Raw genomic sequence first — 19,501 nt, forward strand, 5'->3', positions numbered from 1 at the left:
ACGTCAATTTGTTGGCTAACTACGAATTATCGCCGAATTGTCATGGTTTCTATATCTCTGCTTGCGAAATGTCTAGGGCAGTTGTATACGTCTTATCAAGCAGGCGTCGAGCTCGAAGAAGGCCGCGCCCTGGGAACCATCCACAGTTGTCCAATGGGAGAAAAGCATGCTCAAATCATCGATATCGCGCCGCATGGTCGTGAAAGCGGCTGCCTGCATCGCGCTCGCCGCGACGTCATTGACGTCGCTATCCGCTAACGCGGAAACCACCCTCGAACGGGCCAAGAAGGACGGCTACATCCGCGTCGGTTTCGCCAATGAGGCGCCGTTCGGTTACGCCACGCCAGACGGCAAGCTGACCGGCGAGGCGCCGGAAGTCGCCAAGGCGGTGCTCGCCAAGATGGGCATACCGCAGGTCGACGGTGTTTTGACCGAATTCGGCTCGCTCATTCCAGGTCTCAAGGCCGGCCGCTTCGACATCATCGCCGCCGGCATGTTCATCACTCCGAAGCGCTGCGCCGAGATCAACTACTCCGAGCCGTCCTACGGCATCGGCGAGGCTATGCTGGTGGCAAAAGGCAATCCGAAAGGCATCAAGGATTTTTCCAGCATCAAGGACAATCCGGATCTCAAGCTTGCCGTGATGGCCGGCGCCGTCGAAGGCGGCTTCGCCAAGGAAGCGGGCGTCGCCAGTGGGCAGATTGTCTCCTTGCCCGACCAGTCCAGCCTGGTCGCGGCCGTCCAGTCGGGCCGCGCCGACGCTGCTGCGCTGACCGCTCTTTCGATCGCCGATATGGCCAAGAAAGCCGACGGCGTCGAATCGACCAAGCCCTTCGGCGAGGTTGCCGGCAAATCGGTGAAAGGTCATGGCGGCTTCGGCTTCCGCAAGGAGGACACCGACCTGCAGCAGGCGTTCAACGCCGAGCTGAAGAAGTTCATCGGTTCGCCGGAGCATATTGCGCTGGTCGAGCCGCTCGGCTTCGGCAAGGACTACCTCCCCAACAAGACCACCGCGGAGCTTTGCGCGGGCAAGTAGGTTCCCAACTGCTGGCGGCGCGAAAGCGCCGCCCTTTTTTCTCCGGGGGAATCGCATGGGTATCCGTACGCTCGTTGCCATGCTGGTCATCGCGCTCGTCGTGATCGGCGCCTTGGCAACACAGGAAAGCTATCGAGTGTTCATGCCGGGGCTGCTGCAAGGCGCGGTCCTGACAATCGAGATCGCCGTCCTCGGCAGCCTGCTCGCAATCGTCATGGGCGTGCTTGCAGCACTTGCACGGATGTATGGCCCGACGCCGCTCAGATGGCTGGCCACGGTCTATGTCGAGATCTTCCGCGGAACGTCGGCATTGGTACAATTGTTCTGGCTGTTTTTCGTGCTGCCGCAATTCGGCGTCACGATCAACGCTTTCGTGGTGGCAGTCCTGGCACTCGGCCTGAACGTCGGTGCCTACGGGTCGGAGGTCGTGCGTGGTGCGATCCTTTCGGTCGCTCGCGGCCAGTGGGAGGCATGCACGGCATTGAACATGAGCCGGCCACAGATGTTGCGCCGGATCATCCTGCCGCAGGCCTTTGTGGCGATGATCCCGCCCTGGGGCAACCTGTTCATCGAGCTTCTGAAATCGACAGCGCTTGTGTCGCTGATCACGCTTTCCGACCTCGCCTTCAAGGCGCAGCAAATGAACCAGAATACGTTCAAGACCATTCCGATCTTCACACTTGTCCTTTTGATGTACCTGGCAATGTCGCTGGTTCTCACCATCGGCATGCGGCTTCTCGAAAGGCGGGCATCGATCGGACTGGCGCGAGGCAAGGCAGCATGATCTGGGACTGGGCATTTGCTTTTGAAATCCTGCCGGTGCTCGCCCGCGCGGCCATCGTCTCCATCGAGGCGACGCTGATCGGCTTTGCACTTGCCGCCTCGCTTGGCCTGGTGCTGGCCGTCGTCCGTATCGCCGTGCCGTGGACCGGCTGGACAATTTCGGTGCTGGTCGAACTGATCCGTTCGACCCCGCTGCTTATCCAGATATTCTTTCTCTATTTCGTCTTTCCGAAATTCGGTGTCGTGCTCGACGCCTTCACCGCCGGGGTGCTGGCCATCGGCATCCACTATGCCGCCTATTGCTCCGAGGTCTATCGCGCCGGTTTCGACAACATCCCTCGCGGCCAGTGGGAAGCCTCGATCGCACTTAATCTTTCGGCCTGGACAACGTTCCGCGACATCATCATTCCGCAGGCGATTCCGCCGATCGTTCCGGCGCTCGGCAACTATCTGGTTGCCTTGTTCAAGGAGACGCCATTGCTGTCCGCAATCGCCGTGCTGGAGCTGATGCAGACGGCCAAGATCATTGGCTCCGAAACCTTCCGCTACACCGAGCCGATGACGCTGGTCGGTCTGTTCTTCCTTGCCATGAGCCTGGTTTCTGCTGCGCTCATTCGCTCCCTCGAAGGCCTGCTCAACCGGAGGACCATGCGATGACGGAACAGCCGATGGTTCGCTTCGACAATGTATCGAAACGCTACGGCACGTTAACCGTTCTCGACGGGCTTAATCTGGAAATAGCACGCGGCGAAAAGGTCTCCATCATCGGCCCGTCCGGCTCCGGCAAAACGACGGTGCTGCGCATGTTGATGACGCTGGAGACGATCAATGACGGTGTCATCTGGGTTGAAGGCGAGCCGCTGACCCATATGGAGAGGAACGGCAAACTTGTTCCCGCCGATCTCGCCCACATTCGCAAGATCCGCGCCAAGATCGGCATGGTGTTCCAGTCGTTCAACCTGTTCCCGCACATGACGGCGATGCAAAACTGCATCGAGGCACCGATAACCGTGCTCGGCATGAAGCGGGCCGATGCCGAGGCGCGTGCCGCCGAACTGCTCGACATGGTCGGCTTATCGGATAAGAAGGACCACTATCCCTCGCAGCTCTCCGGTGGTCAGCAGCAGCGTGTCGCCATCGCACGCGCTTGCGCCATGCGGCCCAAGATCATGCTGTTCGACGAGGTGACCTCGGCGCTCGACCCCGAACTCGTCGGCGAAGTGCTTGAAGTCATCCGAAAACTTGGTAGGGAGCATGACCTCACCATGCTGATGGTCACCCACCAGATGGGATTTGCCAAGGAATTCTCCGATCGCGTCTGCTTTTTCCACGCGGGCAAGATCTGCGAGCAGGGGCCGCCAGGCGAGTTGTTCGGCACCCCCAAGAACGAGCGGACACGGCAGTTCCTGCACGCTGTCCTGGAGGCTGGATGACGCTTGAGACAGATGCCACGCCCACAGCCGTGACCGCCGCGCCGCCACGTCCGCTCTCGGCCCGGGAGCGATTTGAACGCATTTACCGGATACTGCGCGACCGCATCTGCCTGCTCGACTATGCGCCGGGAAGCCATCTGTCCGAGGAAGAACTTGCCCAGGAATTCGAGATCAGCCGCACGCCGGTCCGGCGTGTCCTGGCGCGTCTCGAATCCGAGGGTCTGGTTCAATCCGTCCACGGCGTCGGCACGATCGTCACCGACGTCGATATCGAGGAATTGCAGCAGGTCTATCATTTGCGCCTGGAGCTGGCGCTCCTCGTCGGCAAGCTTTCGCCGATCCCGCGCACGGCGGACGATCTCGACCGGATACGGGCGCTCATCGCGCGCTGTGATGCCGATATACTCAATCCCGACCAGCGCGCTTTCCTGCGCCTCAACATGGATTTTTTCTACGAGCTCACGGCGATGACCGGCAACCAGCCGCTGCGCGAGATCAGCGAGCGTCTGTATTTTCAGGTCGCGCGCGTCGTCCTGAAGATGATGCCGCAGTTGGGCCTTGTCGAGGAGTTCACCGCGTTCCGCCGCGAAATGGAAGAGGTCCTTGCCGCCGCCGAGATCGGTGACTGGGAGTCCATAGGGCACATAAGGCGGGCGCATATCTCAATGAGCTTTCGCCGCATGATGCGTCATGCAGGCGAGGCCAACCTGGATAGAGCAACATAGTCAGCGCTCAAGATTGTGCTGGTGGCCTGCCGTCGAACTGGCTTCGTTGCCGGGGAAAGCACGGCCGCCAGTCCGATTCCGACAGAATTTGCCGGCACCGGCGATGACTGACGTGGTTCGAGACTCCAGGCCCGCGCCGCCCTTAAAAAGGATCCTTACTCGGTATGTTGGCGGGGTTCCAGACGACCTCCCACAGATGTCCGTTCGGGTCGCGGAAGTACCCCGCATATCCGCCAAAGAACGTGTCCCGGGCAGGCTTGATGATCTCGGCGCCGGCGCGGGCGGCCTCATCCATCACTTGATCGACTTCTTCGCGGCGCACAACGTTGTGGCCGACCGTAAACGAGGTCGAGGTAATCGGCGCCTTGGGCAGGCCGGTGTCGTAGGCGAGGTCGTCCTGAGCCCAGATCGCGAGCTTCAACCCGCCGGACAGCGTGAAGAACGCGACGGCGCCATGCTCGAACTCGCGGCCGATGATCCCTTCCGTCGGCAAGCCGAGACCGTCGCGGTAGAACGCGAGAGAACTCTCGAGGTCGGCGACAGCGATAGTCAAAACCGAAATGCGCGGTTTCATGGCAGTCTCCACTGGTTGCCCGAGACATCAGGATAAAGTCGAGCGACAGTGAAGACTTGAACAAAACGGCCAAGGGGGTGCCGCCAAGTCGAAGAACGCGCCGAGAATTCACTGGCAGTGCAGCAGATGATGAATCTGTCGCGGGGTGCTTCCCGTCAGGCGGCGGCTCTCGCGGACAAGATGCGCCTGGTCGGAATAGCCCGCTTCGGCCGCCAGCATGGCGGTGGAGCTGCTGGAGCGGCTCGAAAGCCGCAGAAAGCGCTGGTAGCGGAGGATACGGTCAAGCGTCTTGGGGCCGTAGCCGAAGCTCGTGTCGAAGCGCCGGCGCAACGTCCTTTCGCTCATCTCGAGCGCGCGCATCAACCAAGGGACGAGCGGCGCGTCGGGTGGCGGCCCGCGCTCGATCAAACGATATGCCGCCTGCATGGGAACGTCGGTCGCGGGCGCGTGCACCTCCTCGGCGACGACCTGTTGGAGCGAGCAGGCCAGATCCTCGAGACTGTCGCTGGCGCGCACGCGGCTGGCGAGGCGGCGAGCTCGCGCCCCCCACAGATCGTCGAGCGACAGCCTCTTGCCGACCAGCTCGATTTGCGGCACGCCGAGCCATGCCGCCGCCGCGGCAGGATGGAAGCGCAAGCCGATCACGACCTCGTCCGCCGCTAGAACCTCGGTCTGCGGTTCCTTGTCAGGGCCGGCAATTCGGAAGCTGCCCCCGATCCATTGCAAATCGATCGTTGTGTCGGGCATGATGACGATTGGCGGTGAGCCCGACGGGTCCATTCGATGCACCCACACCGAAGCAAAGCTCCCGCGAAGCCGCGCCGACGCTGGACGTTGCTGAAATGAACCCGTTGCCTGCGCTGGGACGGGATCGCTCATCTCGCTCCCCTTCGGATTAGCGGCGGTGAACCTACGGCGCAGCGGCTGCGCCCGGCCGTCGCTCGAGACAACGTCTTCCAATCGAGAACGGTTGCAAGAATCGGTTGTTTTTTCCGGCCGGAACGAAGAGGGCAGGTGGGGGGCGATGCGACGTGCATCGCCAGTGTGCGGCTCATACGTCAATGGCCGTTCTGTTCAATAAGGCAAGCGAGATGCTTGCTTATCTTTCGGCGTCGTACATCACATGAGAGGTATGCGTCATGAGCAACAAAAACGACCAACGGATCGACTACGTCGAATTCAACGTGAAAGACATTCAGCGGTCACGCGACTTCTACGGAAAGGCGTTCGGCTGGACCTTCACCGACTACGGCCCGCAATATTGCGAGTTCAACGACGGGCGCTTGTCAGGTGGCTTTGCTGCTGGCCCAGCGAGGTCCGGAGGAGGCCCGCTCGTCATTCTCTATGCCGATGATCTGCCGGGAACGGTCAAGCGTGTCGAGGAAGCGGGGGGCAAGATCGTCAGGCCGATTTATGGCTTCCCCGGCGGCCGGCGCTTTCATTTCGCGGACCCGGACGGTTACGAGCTAGCGGTTTATACCGAAGACGGCAGCAATGAATGATCGCGTTCCTCCCACCTCGGGTTGGTTTTGCTCGGCGGCGTCTTGATCTGGGCGGGCGCCGAGCATGTCCTCAGATTCCGGGCGATTGCAGCGTCCCTGGCCGGGCGGGGCTTCCTGCTCCCAAGCCTCTTCCCGCGGCCGGACCGGTGCTGGAGATCGCAGGCGGCTTTTGCCTCGCAACGGGCCTTGGTGGACCCTTTCCCGCCGCGGCCCTGGCCGTATTCACCATTACGGCGTCGTTCATGGCGCTCAACTTCTGGCCTACAGCGGCGATGAACGCGAAGCGCTTCGTACCGGCTTCACCAATGTTGCCGTCTTGGGCGGGTTGATTGTCGCCGCGACCACTAGCCTGTGATCATCATTTCGGGGCGGCGGCTTCGTCTTCATCTGCAATCAGCCGCTGGTCGTTGGTGATCCGGTGTTGTTGCAGCATCCGCCTATCGCTGCCAGAAGGGCAGCTTGGCGATCTCTTCCTCGGCCTGTCGCCTCGTCAGACCGATATCGTCGATCAGATGGGGATTGGTCTGCGCCAATCGCTTGAGATCCCAGCGAAAGCGTGTCGGCTCGCGCCAGGCCGCGATAATGCTTCGCAGCGTCGCCAGGCTGTAGCGCCGAGGCGATGCTTCCGCCGGCCGCGTTGCCTCAAGCGGGGCCGAGGCAAAGGTGGGAATATCGTTCATGGCAACCTCCATGTGGTTTGAGGGGCCCATACGATTTTGGGGTGTGGGGCCCTCGACCGGAAAGAGGCTGAATTCTGCAGGATACGACCGGCGTCGTAATTAAGCTCTCCCAAATAGTTCTCAAAACTTCCAAACGGGCTATAGATGCGCCGTATGCAGGGACCGCGCTTTGCCTTTGGTCCGTTCGTGCTTGATCCGGGTGCGGGAACGCTCCTTCGGAACGATGTCCCCGTTGCCGTTAGCTACCGCGGGCTAAAGCTGCTTGCGGCGCTCGTCGGACGGCCCGGCGAAATCCTTGAAAAGGCTGAGTTGATGGACGCGGCGTGGCCGGGTACAGCCGTCGAGGAAGGCAACCTCACCGTCCAGATCGCAGTGCTGCGGAAGCTGCTTGGCCCGGCCGCCGACGGCGGTGAATGGATCGCCACGGTTCCGCGCGTCGGCTACCGCTTCACGGGCGCCGTCGAACAGCTCGGCGTCGCGAAGCGAAAACCTTTGCCGCTGCCCGACAAACCATCGATAGCCGTGCTGCCCTTCGTCAATGTCAGCAACGATCCCGAGCAGGAATCCTTCGCGGACGGGTTGACCGAAGACCTGATCACCGACTTGTCGAGGGTCTCCGGCCTGTTCGTCATCGCACGCAACTCGGCCTTTGCCTACAAAGGAAAGGCGATGGACGTGCGCGGGATCGCTGAGGACCTTGGCGTGCGCTACCTGCTGGAGGGTAGCGCAAGGCGCGCCGCAGGGCACGTGCGCATCAACGTACAACTGGTCGACGCGGTGAGTGGCGATCATCTATGGGCGGAACGCTTCGATCGCAGCCTGGAAGATATTTTTGCCGTTCAGGACGAGGTCACCGGCAAGATCGTCGAGGCGTTACTCGGCCGGCTGCGCGCACCGCCGCGGCGCAATCGGCCCCAAAATCTCGAGGCCTACGATCTCTGCGTGCGGGCGCGCAAGCTGATGGATGATTCGCCGCAGACGGCGCAGGAAGCGCATCTGATGCTGACCCGCGCGGTTTCGCTCGATCCGGAATATGCCGAGGCCTATCGCTGGCTTGCCATGAACCACTGGATGGGATGGGTGCATTCCGGCGGACCAACCGAAACATCCCGTAGCGCTGCTTTGGAACTGGCGCGCAAAGCCGTGGCGATCGACCCCAATGATGCCGGCTGCCGCTGGGTTTTGGCTTACCTGCTTGCCTACGAGCGCAGCTTCGCCGAGGCGGATGCGGAATTCGCCAAGGCGATCGAGCTCGACCCGAACGAGGCCGATGCCTGGGCGGCATTGTCCGACATCGTGGTCCTGGCCGGACGGGTCGAGGAGGGTCTTGAGCACATTCGCAAGGCGTTCCGGCTGAATCCGTTCCCGGCAAGTTGGTATTATCTCGCGCTCGGCCAGGCGCAATATGCAGCCGGCGAATACGAAGCCGCTGTCGAGACACTGCGCAGGGACGAGACCTATCGTACAAGCTCACGCCGTTTCCTGGCGGCAAGCCTTGCCCAACTCGGCCGGCTCGACGAGGCGCGCGCAGAGGTCGAACTGTTTCTCGTCGGCAACCCGCATTTCACAACCCGCCACTGGGCGGCGACGGAGCCATTCCGCGACGCTGCGACGCTTGAGCATTTCGTTGACGGCTTCCGTAAGGCCGGCCTTCCGGAGTGACGCGCCGGCGCCGTCGCACGGTTCGTGCGACCTATTCCTCAAAGCGACCCGTGGCGTCACGATCGCGCTCGTATCGTCTCGTGAGCGGAAACAGCGGCAACCAAGACTCGCGACGGATGATCCAGCTTTCGTAGGTTGGCATCAGTTGGTCAGGCGCATCCAGGGATCCCAGGTTCACTTCGATTTCGTCGCCGGTGCGTCCGAAAATGGACGATCCGCAGCGGGGACAGAAAAACCGCCCGGCGTAGTCGCGTGTTTCGCCGTCGATCGTCACCGCATCCTGAGGAAATATCGCGGAAGCGTGAAAAAGGGCTCCATGATGCTTGCGGCAGTCGAGACAGTGACAAAGGCCGACCCGGTATGGGCGTCCCGAAGCGACAATTCGGACGTTGCCGCATAGGCACCCGCCGGTGAATCGGTCCATGCTGCGTCTCCTCCAAATCAAGCGGCCGGAATGGTTACAACGACCGGCACTGTTGTTGCAATCGCCGCGCCGCGGGCGGGGACACGTTGTTCTTCCGTCGCGATGACATTGCAGCCGCCTCTCTATGCCTTATGCGAGCTTGCCGCGGAAAATAGGCTTTGGTTTGTCATATGGAACGAAACGGCGCGTTCCATTGAGCCGCCAACTCGGCGGCCGAGGCGAGCTTGACTCCGCAGTCGGCGAGTATGCGTGCGACCGTCCCTATCGCCTCGGCGTTGGAGGAGGCTATGCTGCCGTTCGGAAGGAAAAGATTGTTTTCGAAGCCGACCCGGACATGGCCCCCAAGCAATGCGGCGGCGGTCACGCACGCCGCTTCGTTGCGGCCGAAGGCGCAGACGCTCCAATGGTCGAAGCGCGGCATGTTCGCCGCGAGGAATGGCAAGAGATCGGCAGGAACGGACGTCTGTCCCGGCGTGTAGCGGCCCAGCACGTAGAGAACCGGTATGCTTGCCCAAGGGATCAGTCCGCGCCGCTGCATGTCCGAAAGCCTGACGGCCTCCTCGGGCGAATAGAGGATGATCTGTGGCGCAACCCCCTCGGTGTGCAGCCAGGCCATGAAGCGCACGAAGGCGAGTTCCGATCCGGCATCAGGAACGATTTCGCGAAGCGCCAGGGAGACAGCTTGCGGCTTCACATCTTGTACGACGGCCATCTGTTGGGCCGGCGAATAGATACCGAGTGCTTCGGAGGTGATCTGGATTACCAAGCGGTGGCCGGCAGCACCGCGGATGGCGGCGATCGCCTGATGGTAGGCGTCGGCGTCGAGCAGATGATTGCCGCTTCGGTCGCGGACATGAACGTGGATCATGGCCGCACCGGCATCGGCGCATTCCGCGGCCGTCCTCGCAAGTTCGGCTGGTGTCAGCGGAATCGCCGGATGGTCGGCCTTGCTGCGACGTCCCCCGTTCGGGGCGACGGCTATGGCGATGCGGTCGAGACCATGGCCCGGCTTCATGGGAACGTTCTGCGAGCGACAAGATTCATATGAATCAATCTTTGATCACACTGAAACAGACGTTGCAATCGCTGGTCTGGCGAGCTAGCAATATCCATGGACCAGGAAGAGCTTGCTGGACAGATCGTCACTGCCTTCGACGGCATGTCGGCGCAGCTTCGGTCCGCTGCGCGCTATGTCCTTGATAAGCCGTATGATGTCGCGCTGTTGTCCATGCGCGAGCAGGCCCGGCACGCAGGAGTGCAGCCGGCGACGATGACGCGGCTGGCCCAGCATCTCGGCCTTGATGGTTACGAGGCGGTACGCGATATCTACGCCGCCGCGATCCGGGACGGCGAAATCGGTTTCGCCGGCAAGGCGGGCCTTCAGGTCGCCAGCCAAAAGCTCAAGGGCGACCACGCGCTGGCGGCCGATATTCTGGATTCGATTTCCAGCCAGCTTGCCCATCTCGCCGAACGCAGGTCGATCGACCGTCTGGTCGAGACGGCCAGGGCGCTGAGTGCGGCAAGGCGCGTCTATTGCCTCGGCCTGCGCTCGAGCCACGCAGTGGCCTGGCATCTGCATTACATCCTGTCGCTGATCGGCGAGAAATCGGTGCTGCTGCACGGCATCGGCGGAACCGATGGCGACGCTCTGGCCCATGCGACCAGGGACGACGTGCTGATCGCCGCCAGCGTCCTGCCCTACACGCGCTTCACCATCGAGCTTGTCGAGTACGCTGCCGGCCGCGGCGTACCGGTCATTGCGATCACCGACAGCGGGGTAGCGCCCTTGGCGCTGCTTGCCGATCACCTGGTTGTCGTGCCGACCGGCAGCCCGTCCTTTTTCCACACCATGACGCCAGCTTTCATCGTTGCTGAGGTCCTCGGTGCTCTTGTCGCAGGGCAGGCAGGCGAGGGTGCTGTTGAGTCGCTGCGACGTTTCGATGAGCAGGGCGCCGCCCTCAAGACCCATCTGAACCAGCGTCCGCCGAAGAAAATGCCCATGAGGGACCGTCGATGACACACATTCTTCATCGAACCATCCACTCGACGCTGCCGGTCGCCGCTCGCGGCCAAGGCATCGAACTGTTCGATGCCGAGGGCAAGTCCTATATCGACGCGTCGGGCGGCGCCGCCGTGTCCTGTCTCGGCCACGGCCATCCCGACGTGATCGCCGCGCTGCACGCCCAGCTTGACCGCATCGCCTACGCACACACCAGCTTCTTCACCACCGAGGTGGCGGAGCGCTTGGCGGATCGGCTGGTCGAGGACGCGCCGAAAGGGTTGGACCACGTCTATCTGGTCAGCGGCGGCTCGGAGGCGGTCGAGGCCGCGCTCAAGATGGCCAGGCAGTATTTCGTCGAGAAAGGGGAGCCGCAACGGCGCCATCTCATCGCACGCCGGCAGAGCTATCACGGCAATACGCTCGGCGCTCTCGCCACCGGCGGCAACGAATGGCGGCGCGCCCAGTTCAGGCCGTTGCTGATCGAGACCCACCATATCGACCCCTGTTACGCCTATCGCTATCAAAAGCATGGCGAAAGCGACGAAGCCTATGCGGCGCGCGCCGCTCAGCAGCTCGAAGACAAGATCCTTGAACTCGGCCCGGACGAGGTCATCGCCTTTGTCGCCGAGCCGGTGGTGGGTGCGACACTCGGCGCCGTGCCGTCGGTCGCCGATTATTTCAAGCACATTCGCGCGATCTGCGACCGCTACGGCGTGCTGCTCATTCTCGACGAAGTGATGTGCGGCATGGGCCGTACCGGCACGCTGCATGCGTGCGAGCAGGACGGCATCGCTCCCGACCTGCTGACCATCGCCAAGGGGCTCGGCGGAGGCTACCAGCCGATCGGCGCGGTGCTGCTTGGCCGGCATATCTTCGAAGCCTTTGCCCAGGGCTCGGGCTTTTTCCAGCATGGACATACCTATATGGGGCATCCAATGGCGGCGGCGGCCGGCCTCGCCGTGCAGGAGGTCATCCGGCGCGACCGCCTGCTCGACAAAGTCAGCGCAATGGGCGCGCAGCTCGACGAGCGCCTGCACCAGCGCTTTGATAATCACCATCACGTCGGCGACATTCGCGGACGAGGTCTGTTCAGGGGAATCGAGCTGGTGGTCGATCGCGCCAGCAAGGAACCTTTCGACCAGAGATTTGAACTCAACGCTCGGATCAAGCGCGAAGCAATGGCCCGCGGCCTCATGATTTATCCGATGGCCGGGACGATTGACGGTGTGCGGGGCGTTCATGTGCTTGTGGCGCCGCCTTTCATCATTTCCAGACAGGATATCGATCGGATCGTCGAACGGCTCGGTGAGGCGATCGACGCTGCGATCGCTTCAGCGGCCTGACCCGCACGACGCGGACCGCCTCAAACCAGTTCCAACGCGTCATCGGCGATGGGCCGGGACACCCACCAGAGAGGTAGCAACCATGTACAGTTCGATGAAAACCCTGATCGGCGCGGCGGCTTGCATGCTGCTGGCGCTGCCGTCCGTCGGAGCCGAGCAGCGCTTCGTCACGGTCGGCACCGGCGGGGTCACCGGCGTCTACTATGCCGTCGGCGGCGCCATTTGCCGGCTGATGAACAAGGACCGGCAGAAAACCGGCATCCGATGCTCGACCGAGTCGACCGGCGGTTCGGTCTTCAACGTCAACTCCATCCAGACCGGCGACCTCGATTTCGGCTTGACCCAATCGGACGTCCAGTACCAGGCCTATGAGGGGACCGGAAATTTCGACGGCAAGCCGTTCAAGGATCTGCGGGCCGTCTTCTCCGTCCATCCCGAGCCGTTTACCGTGCTGGCGCGGCCGGACGCCGGCGTCACCAACTTCGAGGACTTCAAAGGCAAACGCTTCAACGTCGGCAACCCCGGGTCAGGCACCCGCTCGTCGATGGAGGAGTTGCTGAAGCAGATGGGCTGGACGCTCGGCGATTTCTCGCTTGCCGCTGAGCTGAAGGCTGACGAGCAGGGCAGCGCGCTGTGCGACAACAAGATCGACGGTTTCTTCTACGGCGTTGGTCATCCTTCCGCCGCGATCCAGGATCCGACCACGGCCTGCGGCGCCAAGCTCATCCCGCTGACCGGTCCGGCAGTGGACGCGCTGTTGGCAGCTCATCCGTACTATTCAGTCGCCACCATCAAGGGCGGCATGTACGCCAACAATCCGGACGACGTGAAGACATTCGGCGTCCGCGCCACCGTGGTGACGAATGCCAGCACGCCCGATGAGGTGGTCTACGAGCTGGTGAAGTCGGTCTTCGAAAATTTCGACGACTTCAAGAAACTGCATCCGGCTTTCGCCAATCTCGATCCCAAGGAGATGATCAAGACCGGTCTGTCGGCGCCACTGCATCCGGGCGCTGAGCGCTACTACAAGGAAAAGGGCTGGCTCTGAGGCCTTCAATGCGAGGCGCCCACGGGCGCCTCGCATCGCAAATAATTGTGGGGAACGATGACAGATCAAAGCCAGCGGGCGGCAGCGCCTGACCAACCCGTTATCGACATCGACAAGCTCAGCGAGATCGTCGCGGAAGCCGACACCGGTGGGCGCAAGCCGACCGGCCGCACCGCGAAGCTGATCCTCGGCGTATCGCTTGCATGGTCGCTGTTCCAGCTCTGGTATGCCTCGCCCCTTCCGTTCATGCTCAATTTCGGCGTTGTCAGCGACGGCATCGCCCGCTCCATCCATCTGGCCTTCGCCCTGTTTCTGGCGATGCTGACGTTTCCGGCCTTCAAGACCTCATCGCGCAGCCGGGTGCCGCTACCCGACTGGGTGCTAGGCATCGCCGGGGCGGCGTCCGCCCTCTATCTGCTGGTCTTTTATAGCGATATCGCCCACCGGCCGGGTCTTCCCACTACAGCTGACCTGGTCGTATCGATCGCCGGCGTCCTCATCCTGCTCGAGGCCGCCCGTCGCGCCGTCGGGCCTGCCATCACTGTCATCGCGGCGATCATGCTGATCTATATTTTCGCCGGGCCTCACCTTCCTGGCCTGCTCGGCCACAAGGGCGCGACGTTATCGCGCGCAGCCTCGCAGATGTGGCTGACGTCCGAGGGGGTGTTCGGTGTCGCCCTCGGTGTGTCCACCAATGTCGTCTTCATGTTCGTCTTGTTCGGAACATTGCTGGAGCGCGCCGGCGCCGGCGGCTTTTTCATCCAGCTTGCCTTCTCGCTGCTCGGCAAATACCGCGGCGGTCCGGCCAAGGCCGGTGTCGTGGCTTCCGGCCTGACCGGCATGATTTCCGGCTCTTCGATCGCCAATGTCGTGACCACCGGAACCTTCACCATCCCGCTGATGCGGCGGGTCGGATATTCTGCGGTGAAGGCGGGTGCCATCGAATGCGCGGCCGGCGTCAATGGTCAGCTGATGCCTCCGGTGATGGGCGCCGCCGCGTTCCTGATCGCGGAATATGTCGGCATCTCCTATGCCGAGGTGGTCAAGCACGCCTTCTATCCGGCGCTGCTGACCTACGGCTCGTTGTTCTACATCGTCGATATCGAGGCGATGAAGACAGGGATGAAGGGCCTGCCGTCACGCCGCACGCACTCCGCATTTCAGGGTGCGCTGCGCGGGCTGATGGGCATATGCGGCTTCATCGTCCTCGCAGGGCTTGTCTATTACGGCATTGGCTGGACGAAGATCGTTTTCGGCGCGGCCGCGACCTGGATGATCACTGCCGCACTGATCGCCGTTTACATCGGCCTTGTCGCCTACCGGGCGCGCTATCCCGACCTGCCGCTCGAGGATCTGGAGGGCGAGATCGTCAGGATTCCGCACTTCGGCGAGACGGCGCGCACCGGATTGCATTTTCTGCTGCCAGTGATCCTGCTGATCTGGTGCCTGATGGTGGAGGAGCTCTCGCCGGGCCTCTCGGCATTCTGGGGCGTTGTCGCCCTGATGGCGCTGATCGTCACGCAACGGCCGCTCACCGCCTTTTTCCGCAAGGACCGAGCGCTGGCACGGCATTGGCTTCACGGTTTCGACGATCTGGTCGGTGGCCTGTCCGCCGCTGCGCGCAACATGACGACGGTCGGCATTGCCACTGCGACGGCCGGCATCATCGTCGGCACGGTCCTGCTCACCGGCATCGGGCTGGTGATGACCGAGCTCGTCGAATTCATCTCGGGCGGCAGCTTCATCGTCATGCTTTTATTCACCGCGGTGATCTGCATCATTCTCGGCATGGGCATGCCGACCACTGCGAGCTATGTCGTCGTCGCCACCTTGATGGCGCCGGTCATCGTCGATTTGGCGGCGCAGAACGATCTTGCCGTGCCGCTGGTCGCCGTCCACATGTTCGTTTTCTATTTCGGGCTGATGGCGGACGTGACGCCGCCCGTGGGGCTGGCGGCTTATGCTGCTGCCGCAATTTCAGGCGCCGATCCGGTGAAGACCGGGATTCAGGGCTTCAAGTACGAGATCCGTACCGGCCTCTTGCCATTCATCTTCATCTTCAACACCGGACTGCTGATGATCGATCTCGAAGGGCCGTTCGACTTCGTTGCGATGGTCGTGACATCGACGCTGGCCATGGTCTCGTTTGTAGCAGCGACGCAGAATTGGCTGCTCGTCCGCAACCGCTGGTACGAGACGATTGCGTTGCTTCTGGCCTGTTTCATCTTGTTCAGACCGGGATTGTTGCTCGATCAGGTGAGCGAACCTTATCGGGCAGTGCCTGCCTCCGAACTCGGCCGTATCGTCGACGAGACAGCCGAAGGCGGAGCGGTTCGCCTGCGCCTGACGACGCTGAACCTCAACGGCGATGAGATATCGAAGCTGGTCCGGCTACAACTCGGGCCCGCAAATTCATCGGCCGAACGCCTGAAGGCTGTGGGGCTGGACGTCAGCGCGCTCGGCGACAGCGTGACGGTCGGCGTGGTGCGACTGGGCAGCCAGGCGGCCAAATTCGGCCTGCAGCCCGGCGACGAAATAAACCAGGTGCTAGTGCCCGCGGAGCGGCCGTCGCGCTATTGGTTCGCGGTTCCAGCCCTGCTGTTGCTCGGTCTCGTCTTCTGGGTTCAGAAGCGGCGAAGGTGGACAGTCGGCCCGTAAGCGTCTTGTGAGCGGAAGAGGCTCGCCAGCATGTCAGTAACAGGAGAACCAAACGGCGCCGCGGAACCGGCTAATGCGGAAATGCGCATGACGACGCGCGACCGCCCCTTCGAACCCGTCGACTACGGGCTTTACGCACTAACGGTCATTGCCTGGAGCGCATCGTGGTTCGCGATCGAACTTCAGGTCGGCAGTGGCGTTTCGAACGAGGTCAATCTGGTCTGGCGCTTCGCCATCGCCACGCTGCTGATGTTTGCCTGGGCGGGTTTGTCCGGTCGGCGGCTCCGCTTCCCGATCACCGATCATCTGCGCTTTGCTGTGCTTGGCATCTTCATCTTCTCGTCAAACTTCCTGTTTTTCTATTATGGCGCCGGCTATCTCGTCAGCGGCTTGCTCTCGGTCGTCTTCTCGCTCGCCTCGGTCATCAACATGCTGCTCAGTGCCTTGGTCATCGGCGAGCGCCCGGCGCCGCGCATTCTCGCCGGCGGCGTCATCGGCTTCGCCGGCATAGCGCTGATGTTCTTCCCCGAAATCGCTGCCAACGGGCTTTCCGGCGGCACGTTGGTGGGCCTTCTTCTGTGCCTCTGCGGCACGCTGAGCTTCTGCGCCGGCAATCTCGTCTCCGTCGCAAACCAGCGCCGCGGACTGCCGCTCGTTTCAACGAGCGCCTGGGGCATGCTTTATGGCACTTGCTGGTCGGCGTTCCTGGCCTTCCTGCTCGGTGAGCCGTTCGTGTTCGCGACGACCGCCTCTTATATCGGCTCGCTGGTCTTCCTCGCCGTCATATCGACGGTCGTGGCTTTCGCCGCCTACCTGACGCTGCTCGGACGCATTGGCGGCGCCCGCGCCGGCTATGCGACCGTCATATTTCCCGTCTTTGCGCTTTTGATCTCCACGGCGCTGGAAGGCTATGCCTGGACTGCGTATGCGATCATCGGGCTCGTCCTCGTCGCCGCCGGAAACGTCCTGGTCATTCGAGGAGGACGACGCTGACGCATGCGATGCCGCTGCGCGGCCCCCGCCACATAGGTGCACCGGATAGATCGGGCGGGGCGCCTTCTTCTTCTGTCTGTTTATCCAGCTTGACTCTCTGGGTCGTCAGTTTAGGCTGTGGTCAATGGGTCAGACCAATGTACCAGGGCGACCGGGGAGGGGAATTAGACGCGCATGCCGATCCAGGCTGTTGAACCTCGCCGGCTATACCGACAGGTCGCCGATCAGCTCAGGCAGCTGATCGATGCCGGCGAGTTTTCCGTCGGCGACCGTCTGCCGACCGAGCGGGATCTGGCCGACCAGCTCGGAATTTCCCGCCCGACGGTCCGTGAAGCGCTAATAGCGTTGGAGGTCGAAGGCCGCATACGCATCCGCGTCGGCTCGGGTATCTACGTCACCGATCCGCCGAGCGCCGCCGCCTCCGAACCCGAAGTCGAGGAAGGCCCGTTCGAGCTGTTGCGTGCGCGCGAATTCGTCGAAGGCGCGATCGCCGCCGAAGCGGCCCTCCATGTCCGGCCTGCAGATATCGAACGACTCGACGACGTGCTGCGCCGGATGGAGGCCATGCGTCACCCCAACAAGATGACCATTGCGCTCGACCGGGAATTCCATACCGCGGTCGCCGGCATTCTCGAGAACGCGGTGCTGGTGCGCTTCATCGGCGAGCTTTTCGACCAGCGCATGAACCCGTACTTCGAACGCCTGTCGATCTATTTCGAGACCAGCGATTCCTGGCAGGTCGCGGCAAGGGAACATCGTGCCGTGCGCGATGCAATTGCCGCGCGCGACCCCGAGCGGGCCAAGGCCGCCATGCAGCAGCATCTGCGCCAGTCGCAAATCAGATTCTCACGCAATTTCGATGAGAGAGCCGCAGCCAAGGAGGTTGCGGAATAGCAGTTGGCCTGGGGGAGATCCGGCCGTCAAGTTCAACCAGGGAGGAATGAGATGCTGAGAAAATACGCAGTTCTGCTCGGTGCGATCGCCGCAATTGCCATACCCATGGCGTCGGCCTCGGCGGAAACGGTCCTGAAATGGGCACATGTCTACGAGACGACGGAGCCCTTCCACACCGAATCCGTGTGGGCTGCCGACGAAATCAAGAAGCGCACCCAGGGCCGCTACGCCATCGACGTCTATCCGGCCTCGCAGCTTGGCAAGGAAGCCGACATCAACCAGGGCCTGATGCTCGGCACCGTCGATATCATCATTTCCGGATCGAGCTTCGCGGCGCGCGAATATCCACCGATCGGCGTCACCTATTTCCCGTACACTTTCCGCGATGCCGACCATCTGCTGAAATACACCAAGAGCGACGTCTACAAGGCCCTGACCAAGGGCTATGAGGACAAGACCGGCAATCACATCGTCGCCACCACCTATTACGGGACGCGGCAGACCACCTCGAACCGGCCGATCGCCAAGTGCTCCGACATGCAGGGCTTGAAGATGCGCGTTCCCGACGTGCCGGCCTATCTGGCCATGCCGCGTGCCTGCGGGGCCAACACGGCGCCGATTGCCTTCGCCGAGGTCTATCTGGCTCTGCAGAACGGCACGGTCGAGGCCCAGGAGAACCCGCTGACCACCATCGAGGCGAAGAAATTCTACGAGGTGCAGAAGAATATCGTGCTAACTGGCCACATCGTCGATCATCTCAACACCATCATATCGGCGTCGCGCTGGGCCTCGCTGTCCGACGAGGACAAGAAGATCTTTACCGAGGTGATGCAGGAGGCTGCCGCCCGCGCCACTGCGAAGATCGTCGCCCGCGAAAAGGAACTGGTGCAGGTATTCAAGGACCGGGGCATCACCGTAACGGATGTCGACCGTGCCGACTTCGAGAAGAATGTGTTGGAGAAGGTCACCTTCGAGGAGTTCGGGTACAACAAGGCCGATTGGGAAGCGATCCGCGCTATCAAGTAGAGCATCGGAAACTGGATGCTCAATCAAGAGGATAGAGCGGCAATCGGATTCTCCGCTTTAACCTGCCCATCCGTCCGGCTTCAAATTGCGCCGGACGGCCTTCCAATCCTTGACGATCCACCAGCTTCGGGAGTGCGCGCCAATGGCCGAGGAACACCACACCGAGATCACCGTCGAAGAGATTGCGCAGGCCTTCGAGGAGGTGCCGATACGCGTCGACCTGTCGGACCACGGTATCGAGGACTGGGTCACGCTTGCCGTGTTCTGGGGCATGGTCGTCTGTGTCTTCCTGCAGTTCTTCACCCGTTATGCGCTGAACAACAGCTTTGCGTGGACCGAGGAGATCGCCATCAACGCGCTCGTCGTCGTTGTCTTTCTCGGCGCCGCCATGTGCGTGCGCCTTTCGCGCCATATCCACGTCGACGTGCTTTACCACTATCTGCCGGAGCGTGTCGGCCGCTGGCTGGCGCTCGCCGTCGATATCATCCGCATCGCATTCTTCGCCTACGGATCCTGGCTGATGTGGCGCTACGTCACGATCGTGGCGCATGAGCGCATGGTCACCGTCAACCTGCCGCGGCGCTGGTTCTTCTACGCCGTACTGGCCGGCTTCGTGCTGATGCTTCTGCGCTCGATCCAGGTCTTTATCGGCAATTACCGGCGCGGCTATTCGGTGCTCGAGCGTCCTGGTGCGTTCGAGACGGCGGGGGTCTGAGCG

21 protein-coding genes are annotated in these 19,501 nt (G+C 62.2%); 16 read left to right on the forward strand and 5 right to left on the reverse strand.

Annotated features, from left to right (window positions below; translation table 11 throughout):
- The first annotated feature begins 166 nt into the window (after window positions 1-166).
- The 5 genes from ehuB to NKJ35_RS07835 are packed head-to-tail and all read left to right on the forward strand — an operon-like array spanning window position 167 to window position 3,977.
- Window positions 167-1,036 carry an ectoine/hydroxyectoine ABC transporter substrate-binding protein EhuB gene (gene ehuB, locus NKJ35_RS07815; protein ID WP_352646044.1) on the forward strand — a complete coding sequence of 290 codons (870 nt, stop codon included), beginning with the start codon at window positions 167-169 and terminating at the stop codon, window positions 1,034-1,036.
- 55 nt (window positions 1,037-1,091) lie between these two features.
- Window positions 1,092-1,820, forward strand: a complete 729-nt coding sequence (ehuC, locus tag NKJ35_RS07820; RefSeq protein ID WP_352476742.1) for an ectoine/hydroxyectoine ABC transporter permease subunit EhuC — start codon at window positions 1,092-1,094, stop codon at window positions 1,818-1,820.
- Complete coding sequence (ehuD, locus tag NKJ35_RS07825; protein ID WP_254818530.1) at window positions 1,817-2,476, forward strand: ectoine/hydroxyectoine ABC transporter permease subunit EhuD; 660 nt, start codon at window positions 1,817-1,819, stop codon at window positions 2,474-2,476. The genes ehuC and ehuD overlap by 4 nt, the downstream gene beginning before the upstream one ends.
- Window positions 2,473-3,252: an ectoine/hydroxyectoine ABC transporter ATP-binding protein EhuA gene (gene ehuA / locus NKJ35_RS07830; RefSeq protein WP_302895675.1), complete on the forward strand. Its 780-nt coding sequence runs from the start codon at window positions 2,473-2,475 to the stop codon at window positions 3,250-3,252. The genes ehuD and ehuA overlap by 4 nt, the downstream gene beginning before the upstream one ends.
- Entirely contained in the window at window positions 3,249-3,977 is a 729-nt protein-coding gene (locus NKJ35_RS07835) for a GntR family transcriptional regulator (RefSeq protein ID WP_352646047.1), read from the forward strand. The genes ehuA and NKJ35_RS07835 overlap by 4 nt, the downstream gene beginning before the upstream one ends.
- A 142-nt stretch (window positions 3,978-4,119) precedes the next feature.
- Here the strand turns inward: NKJ35_RS07835 and NKJ35_RS07840 are convergent, their stop codons facing one another.
- Entirely contained in the window at window positions 4,120-4,551 is a 432-nt protein-coding gene (locus tag NKJ35_RS07840) for a VOC family protein (protein ID WP_352646049.1), read from the reverse strand.
- 108 nt (window positions 4,552-4,659) lie between these two features.
- Window positions 4,660-5,430 carry a helix-turn-helix domain-containing protein gene (locus NKJ35_RS07845; RefSeq protein ID WP_352646050.1) on the reverse strand — a complete coding sequence of 257 codons (771 nt, stop codon included), beginning with the start codon at window positions 5,428-5,430 and terminating at the stop codon, window positions 4,660-4,662.
- 260 nt (window positions 5,431-5,690) lie between these two features.
- Between NKJ35_RS07845 and NKJ35_RS07850 the strand changes: the two genes are divergently transcribed.
- The gene (locus NKJ35_RS07850; protein WP_352476746.1) at window positions 5,691-6,053 is read left to right on the forward strand and encodes a VOC family protein; all 363 of its coding nucleotides are present in this window, start codon (window positions 5,691-5,693) and stop codon (window positions 6,051-6,053) included.
- The gene (locus NKJ35_RS07855) at window positions 6,050-6,382 is read left to right on the forward strand and encodes a DoxX family membrane protein (protein ID WP_352646052.1); all 333 of its coding nucleotides are present in this window, start codon (window positions 6,050-6,052) and stop codon (window positions 6,380-6,382) included. Before NKJ35_RS07850 ends, NKJ35_RS07855 begins: the two co-directional genes overlap by 4 nt.
- A 108-nt stretch (window positions 6,383-6,490) precedes the next feature.
- Here NKJ35_RS07855 and NKJ35_RS07860 read toward each other — a convergent pair whose 3' ends face one another.
- Window positions 6,491-6,733 carry a DUF1127 domain-containing protein gene (locus NKJ35_RS07860; protein WP_352476747.1) on the reverse strand — a complete coding sequence of 81 codons (243 nt, stop codon included), beginning with the start codon at window positions 6,731-6,733 and terminating at the stop codon, window positions 6,491-6,493.
- Window positions 6,734-6,886: 153 nt separating this feature from the next.
- On the opposite strand from NKJ35_RS07860, the gene NKJ35_RS07865 reads away from it, so the two are divergent.
- Window positions 6,887-8,395: a winged helix-turn-helix domain-containing tetratricopeptide repeat protein gene (locus NKJ35_RS07865; RefSeq protein WP_352646305.1), complete on the forward strand. Its 1,509-nt coding sequence runs from the start codon at window positions 6,887-6,889 to the stop codon at window positions 8,393-8,395.
- 31 nt (window positions 8,396-8,426) lie between these two features.
- Here NKJ35_RS07865 and NKJ35_RS07870 read toward each other — a convergent pair whose 3' ends face one another.
- Complete coding sequence (locus tag NKJ35_RS07870; RefSeq protein WP_352646055.1) at window positions 8,427-8,819, reverse strand: GFA family protein; 393 nt, start codon at window positions 8,817-8,819, stop codon at window positions 8,427-8,429.
- A gap of 166 nt (window positions 8,820-8,985) precedes the next feature.
- Complete coding sequence (locus NKJ35_RS07875; protein WP_352646056.1) at window positions 8,986-9,834, reverse strand: beta-keto acid cleavage family enzyme; 849 nt, start codon at window positions 9,832-9,834, stop codon at window positions 8,986-8,988.
- A gap of 96 nt (window positions 9,835-9,930) precedes the next feature.
- On the opposite strand from NKJ35_RS07875, the gene NKJ35_RS07880 reads away from it, so the two are divergent.
- The 8 genes from NKJ35_RS07880 (at window position 9,931) to NKJ35_RS07915 (ending at window position 19,498) form a co-directional block, all read left to right on the forward strand.
- Complete coding sequence (locus tag NKJ35_RS07880; RefSeq protein WP_352508688.1) at window positions 9,931-10,836, forward strand: MurR/RpiR family transcriptional regulator; 906 nt, start codon at window positions 9,931-9,933, stop codon at window positions 10,834-10,836.
- On the forward strand, window positions 10,833-12,164 hold the full coding sequence (locus NKJ35_RS07885; protein WP_352646058.1) for an aspartate aminotransferase family protein: 1,332 nt from the start codon (window positions 10,833-10,835) through the stop codon (window positions 12,162-12,164). The genes NKJ35_RS07880 and NKJ35_RS07885 overlap by 4 nt, the downstream gene beginning before the upstream one ends.
- A gap of 94 nt (window positions 12,165-12,258) precedes the next feature.
- Window positions 12,259-13,212 carry a TAXI family TRAP transporter solute-binding subunit gene (locus NKJ35_RS07890; protein WP_352646307.1) on the forward strand — a complete coding sequence of 318 codons (954 nt, stop codon included), beginning with the start codon at window positions 12,259-12,261 and terminating at the stop codon, window positions 13,210-13,212.
- Window positions 13,213-13,269: 57 nt separating this feature from the next.
- The gene (locus tag NKJ35_RS07895; protein ID WP_352646060.1) at window positions 13,270-15,870 is read left to right on the forward strand and encodes a TRAP transporter permease; all 2,601 of its coding nucleotides are present in this window, start codon (window positions 13,270-13,272) and stop codon (window positions 15,868-15,870) included.
- Between the two features lie 87 nt (window positions 15,871-15,957).
- On the forward strand, window positions 15,958-16,863 hold the full coding sequence (locus NKJ35_RS07900) for a DMT family transporter (protein WP_352646062.1): 906 nt from the start codon (window positions 15,958-15,960) through the stop codon (window positions 16,861-16,863).
- A gap of 174 nt (window positions 16,864-17,037) precedes the next feature.
- Window positions 17,038-17,757 (forward strand): FadR/GntR family transcriptional regulator, encoded by a 720-nt coding sequence (locus NKJ35_RS07905; RefSeq protein ID WP_254818542.1) that lies wholly within the window; start codon window positions 17,038-17,040, stop codon window positions 17,755-17,757.
- A 51-nt stretch (window positions 17,758-17,808) separates the two neighbouring features.
- Window positions 17,809-18,783, forward strand: coding sequence for a sialic acid TRAP transporter substrate-binding protein SiaP (locus NKJ35_RS07910; RefSeq protein WP_502894239.1), 975 nt, complete (start codon window positions 17,809-17,811; stop codon window positions 18,781-18,783).
- Between the two features lie 142 nt (window positions 18,784-18,925).
- Window positions 18,926-19,498, forward strand: coding sequence for a TRAP transporter small permease (locus NKJ35_RS07915; protein WP_352646065.1), 573 nt, complete (start codon window positions 18,926-18,928; stop codon window positions 19,496-19,498).
- Window positions 19,499-19,501 lie beyond the last annotated feature (3 nt).

This window comes from Mesorhizobium sp. M0136 (genome assembly GCF_040322515.1).
Lineage (GTDB): Bacteria > Pseudomonadota > Alphaproteobacteria > Rhizobiales > Rhizobiaceae > Mesorhizobium.

Excerpts from the sequence above, each read along its gene's own strand:
- ehuD (WP_254818530.1), top strand. The coding sequence starts at position 1,817 with ATGATCTGGGACTGGGCATTTGCTTTTGAAATCCTGCCGGTGCTCGCC.
- NKJ35_RS07880 (WP_352508688.1), top strand. The coding sequence starts at position 9,931 with ATGGACCAGGAAGAGCTTGCTGGACAGATCGTCACTGCCTTCGACGGC.
- ehuA (WP_302895675.1), top strand. The coding sequence starts at position 2,473 with ATGACGGAACAGCCGATGGTTCGCTTCGACAATGTATCGAAACGCTAC.
- NKJ35_RS07865 (WP_352646305.1), top strand. The coding sequence starts at position 6,887 with ATGCAGGGACCGCGCTTTGCCTTTGGTCCGTTCGTGCTTGATCCGGGT.
- NKJ35_RS07905 (WP_254818542.1), top strand. The coding sequence starts at position 17,038 with ATGCCGATCCAGGCTGTTGAACCTCGCCGGCTATACCGACAGGTCGCC.
- NKJ35_RS07840 (WP_352646049.1), bottom strand. The coding sequence starts at position 4,551 with ATGAAACCGCGCATTTCGGTTTTGACTATCGCTGTCGCCGACCTCGAG.
- NKJ35_RS07890 (WP_352646307.1), top strand. The coding sequence starts at position 12,259 with ATGAAAACCCTGATCGGCGCGGCGGCTTGCATGCTGCTGGCGCTGCCG.
- NKJ35_RS07915 (WP_352646065.1), top strand. The coding sequence starts at position 18,926 with ATGGCCGAGGAACACCACACCGAGATCACCGTCGAAGAGATTGCGCAG.
- NKJ35_RS07910 (WP_502894239.1), top strand. The coding sequence starts at position 17,809 with ATGCTGAGAAAATACGCAGTTCTGCTCGGTGCGATCGCCGCAATTGCC.
- NKJ35_RS07895 (WP_352646060.1), top strand. The coding sequence starts at position 13,270 with ATGACAGATCAAAGCCAGCGGGCGGCAGCGCCTGACCAACCCGTTATC.
- NKJ35_RS07900 (WP_352646062.1), top strand. The coding sequence starts at position 15,958 with ATGACGACGCGCGACCGCCCCTTCGAACCCGTCGACTACGGGCTTTAC.
- ehuB (WP_352646044.1), top strand. The coding sequence starts at position 167 with ATGCTCAAATCATCGATATCGCGCCGCATGGTCGTGAAAGCGGCTGCC.
- NKJ35_RS07855 (WP_352646052.1), top strand. The coding sequence starts at position 6,050 with ATGATCGCGTTCCTCCCACCTCGGGTTGGTTTTGCTCGGCGGCGTCTT.
- NKJ35_RS07835 (WP_352646047.1), top strand. The coding sequence starts at position 3,249 with ATGACGCTTGAGACAGATGCCACGCCCACAGCCGTGACCGCCGCGCCG.
- ehuC (WP_352476742.1), top strand. The coding sequence starts at position 1,092 with ATGGGTATCCGTACGCTCGTTGCCATGCTGGTCATCGCGCTCGTCGTG.
- NKJ35_RS07845 (WP_352646050.1), bottom strand. The coding sequence starts at position 5,430 with ATGAGCGATCCCGTCCCAGCGCAGGCAACGGGTTCATTTCAGCAACGT.
- NKJ35_RS07870 (WP_352646055.1), bottom strand. The coding sequence starts at position 8,819 with ATGGACCGATTCACCGGCGGGTGCCTATGCGGCAACGTCCGAATTGTC.
- NKJ35_RS07875 (WP_352646056.1), bottom strand. The coding sequence starts at position 9,834 with ATGAAGCCGGGCCATGGTCTCGACCGCATCGCCATAGCCGTCGCCCCG.
- NKJ35_RS07850 (WP_352476746.1), top strand. The coding sequence starts at position 5,691 with ATGAGCAACAAAAACGACCAACGGATCGACTACGTCGAATTCAACGTG.
- NKJ35_RS07885 (WP_352646058.1), top strand. The coding sequence starts at position 10,833 with ATGACACACATTCTTCATCGAACCATCCACTCGACGCTGCCGGTCGCC.
- NKJ35_RS07860 (WP_352476747.1), bottom strand. The coding sequence starts at position 6,733 with ATGAACGATATTCCCACCTTTGCCTCGGCCCCGCTTGAGGCAACGCGG.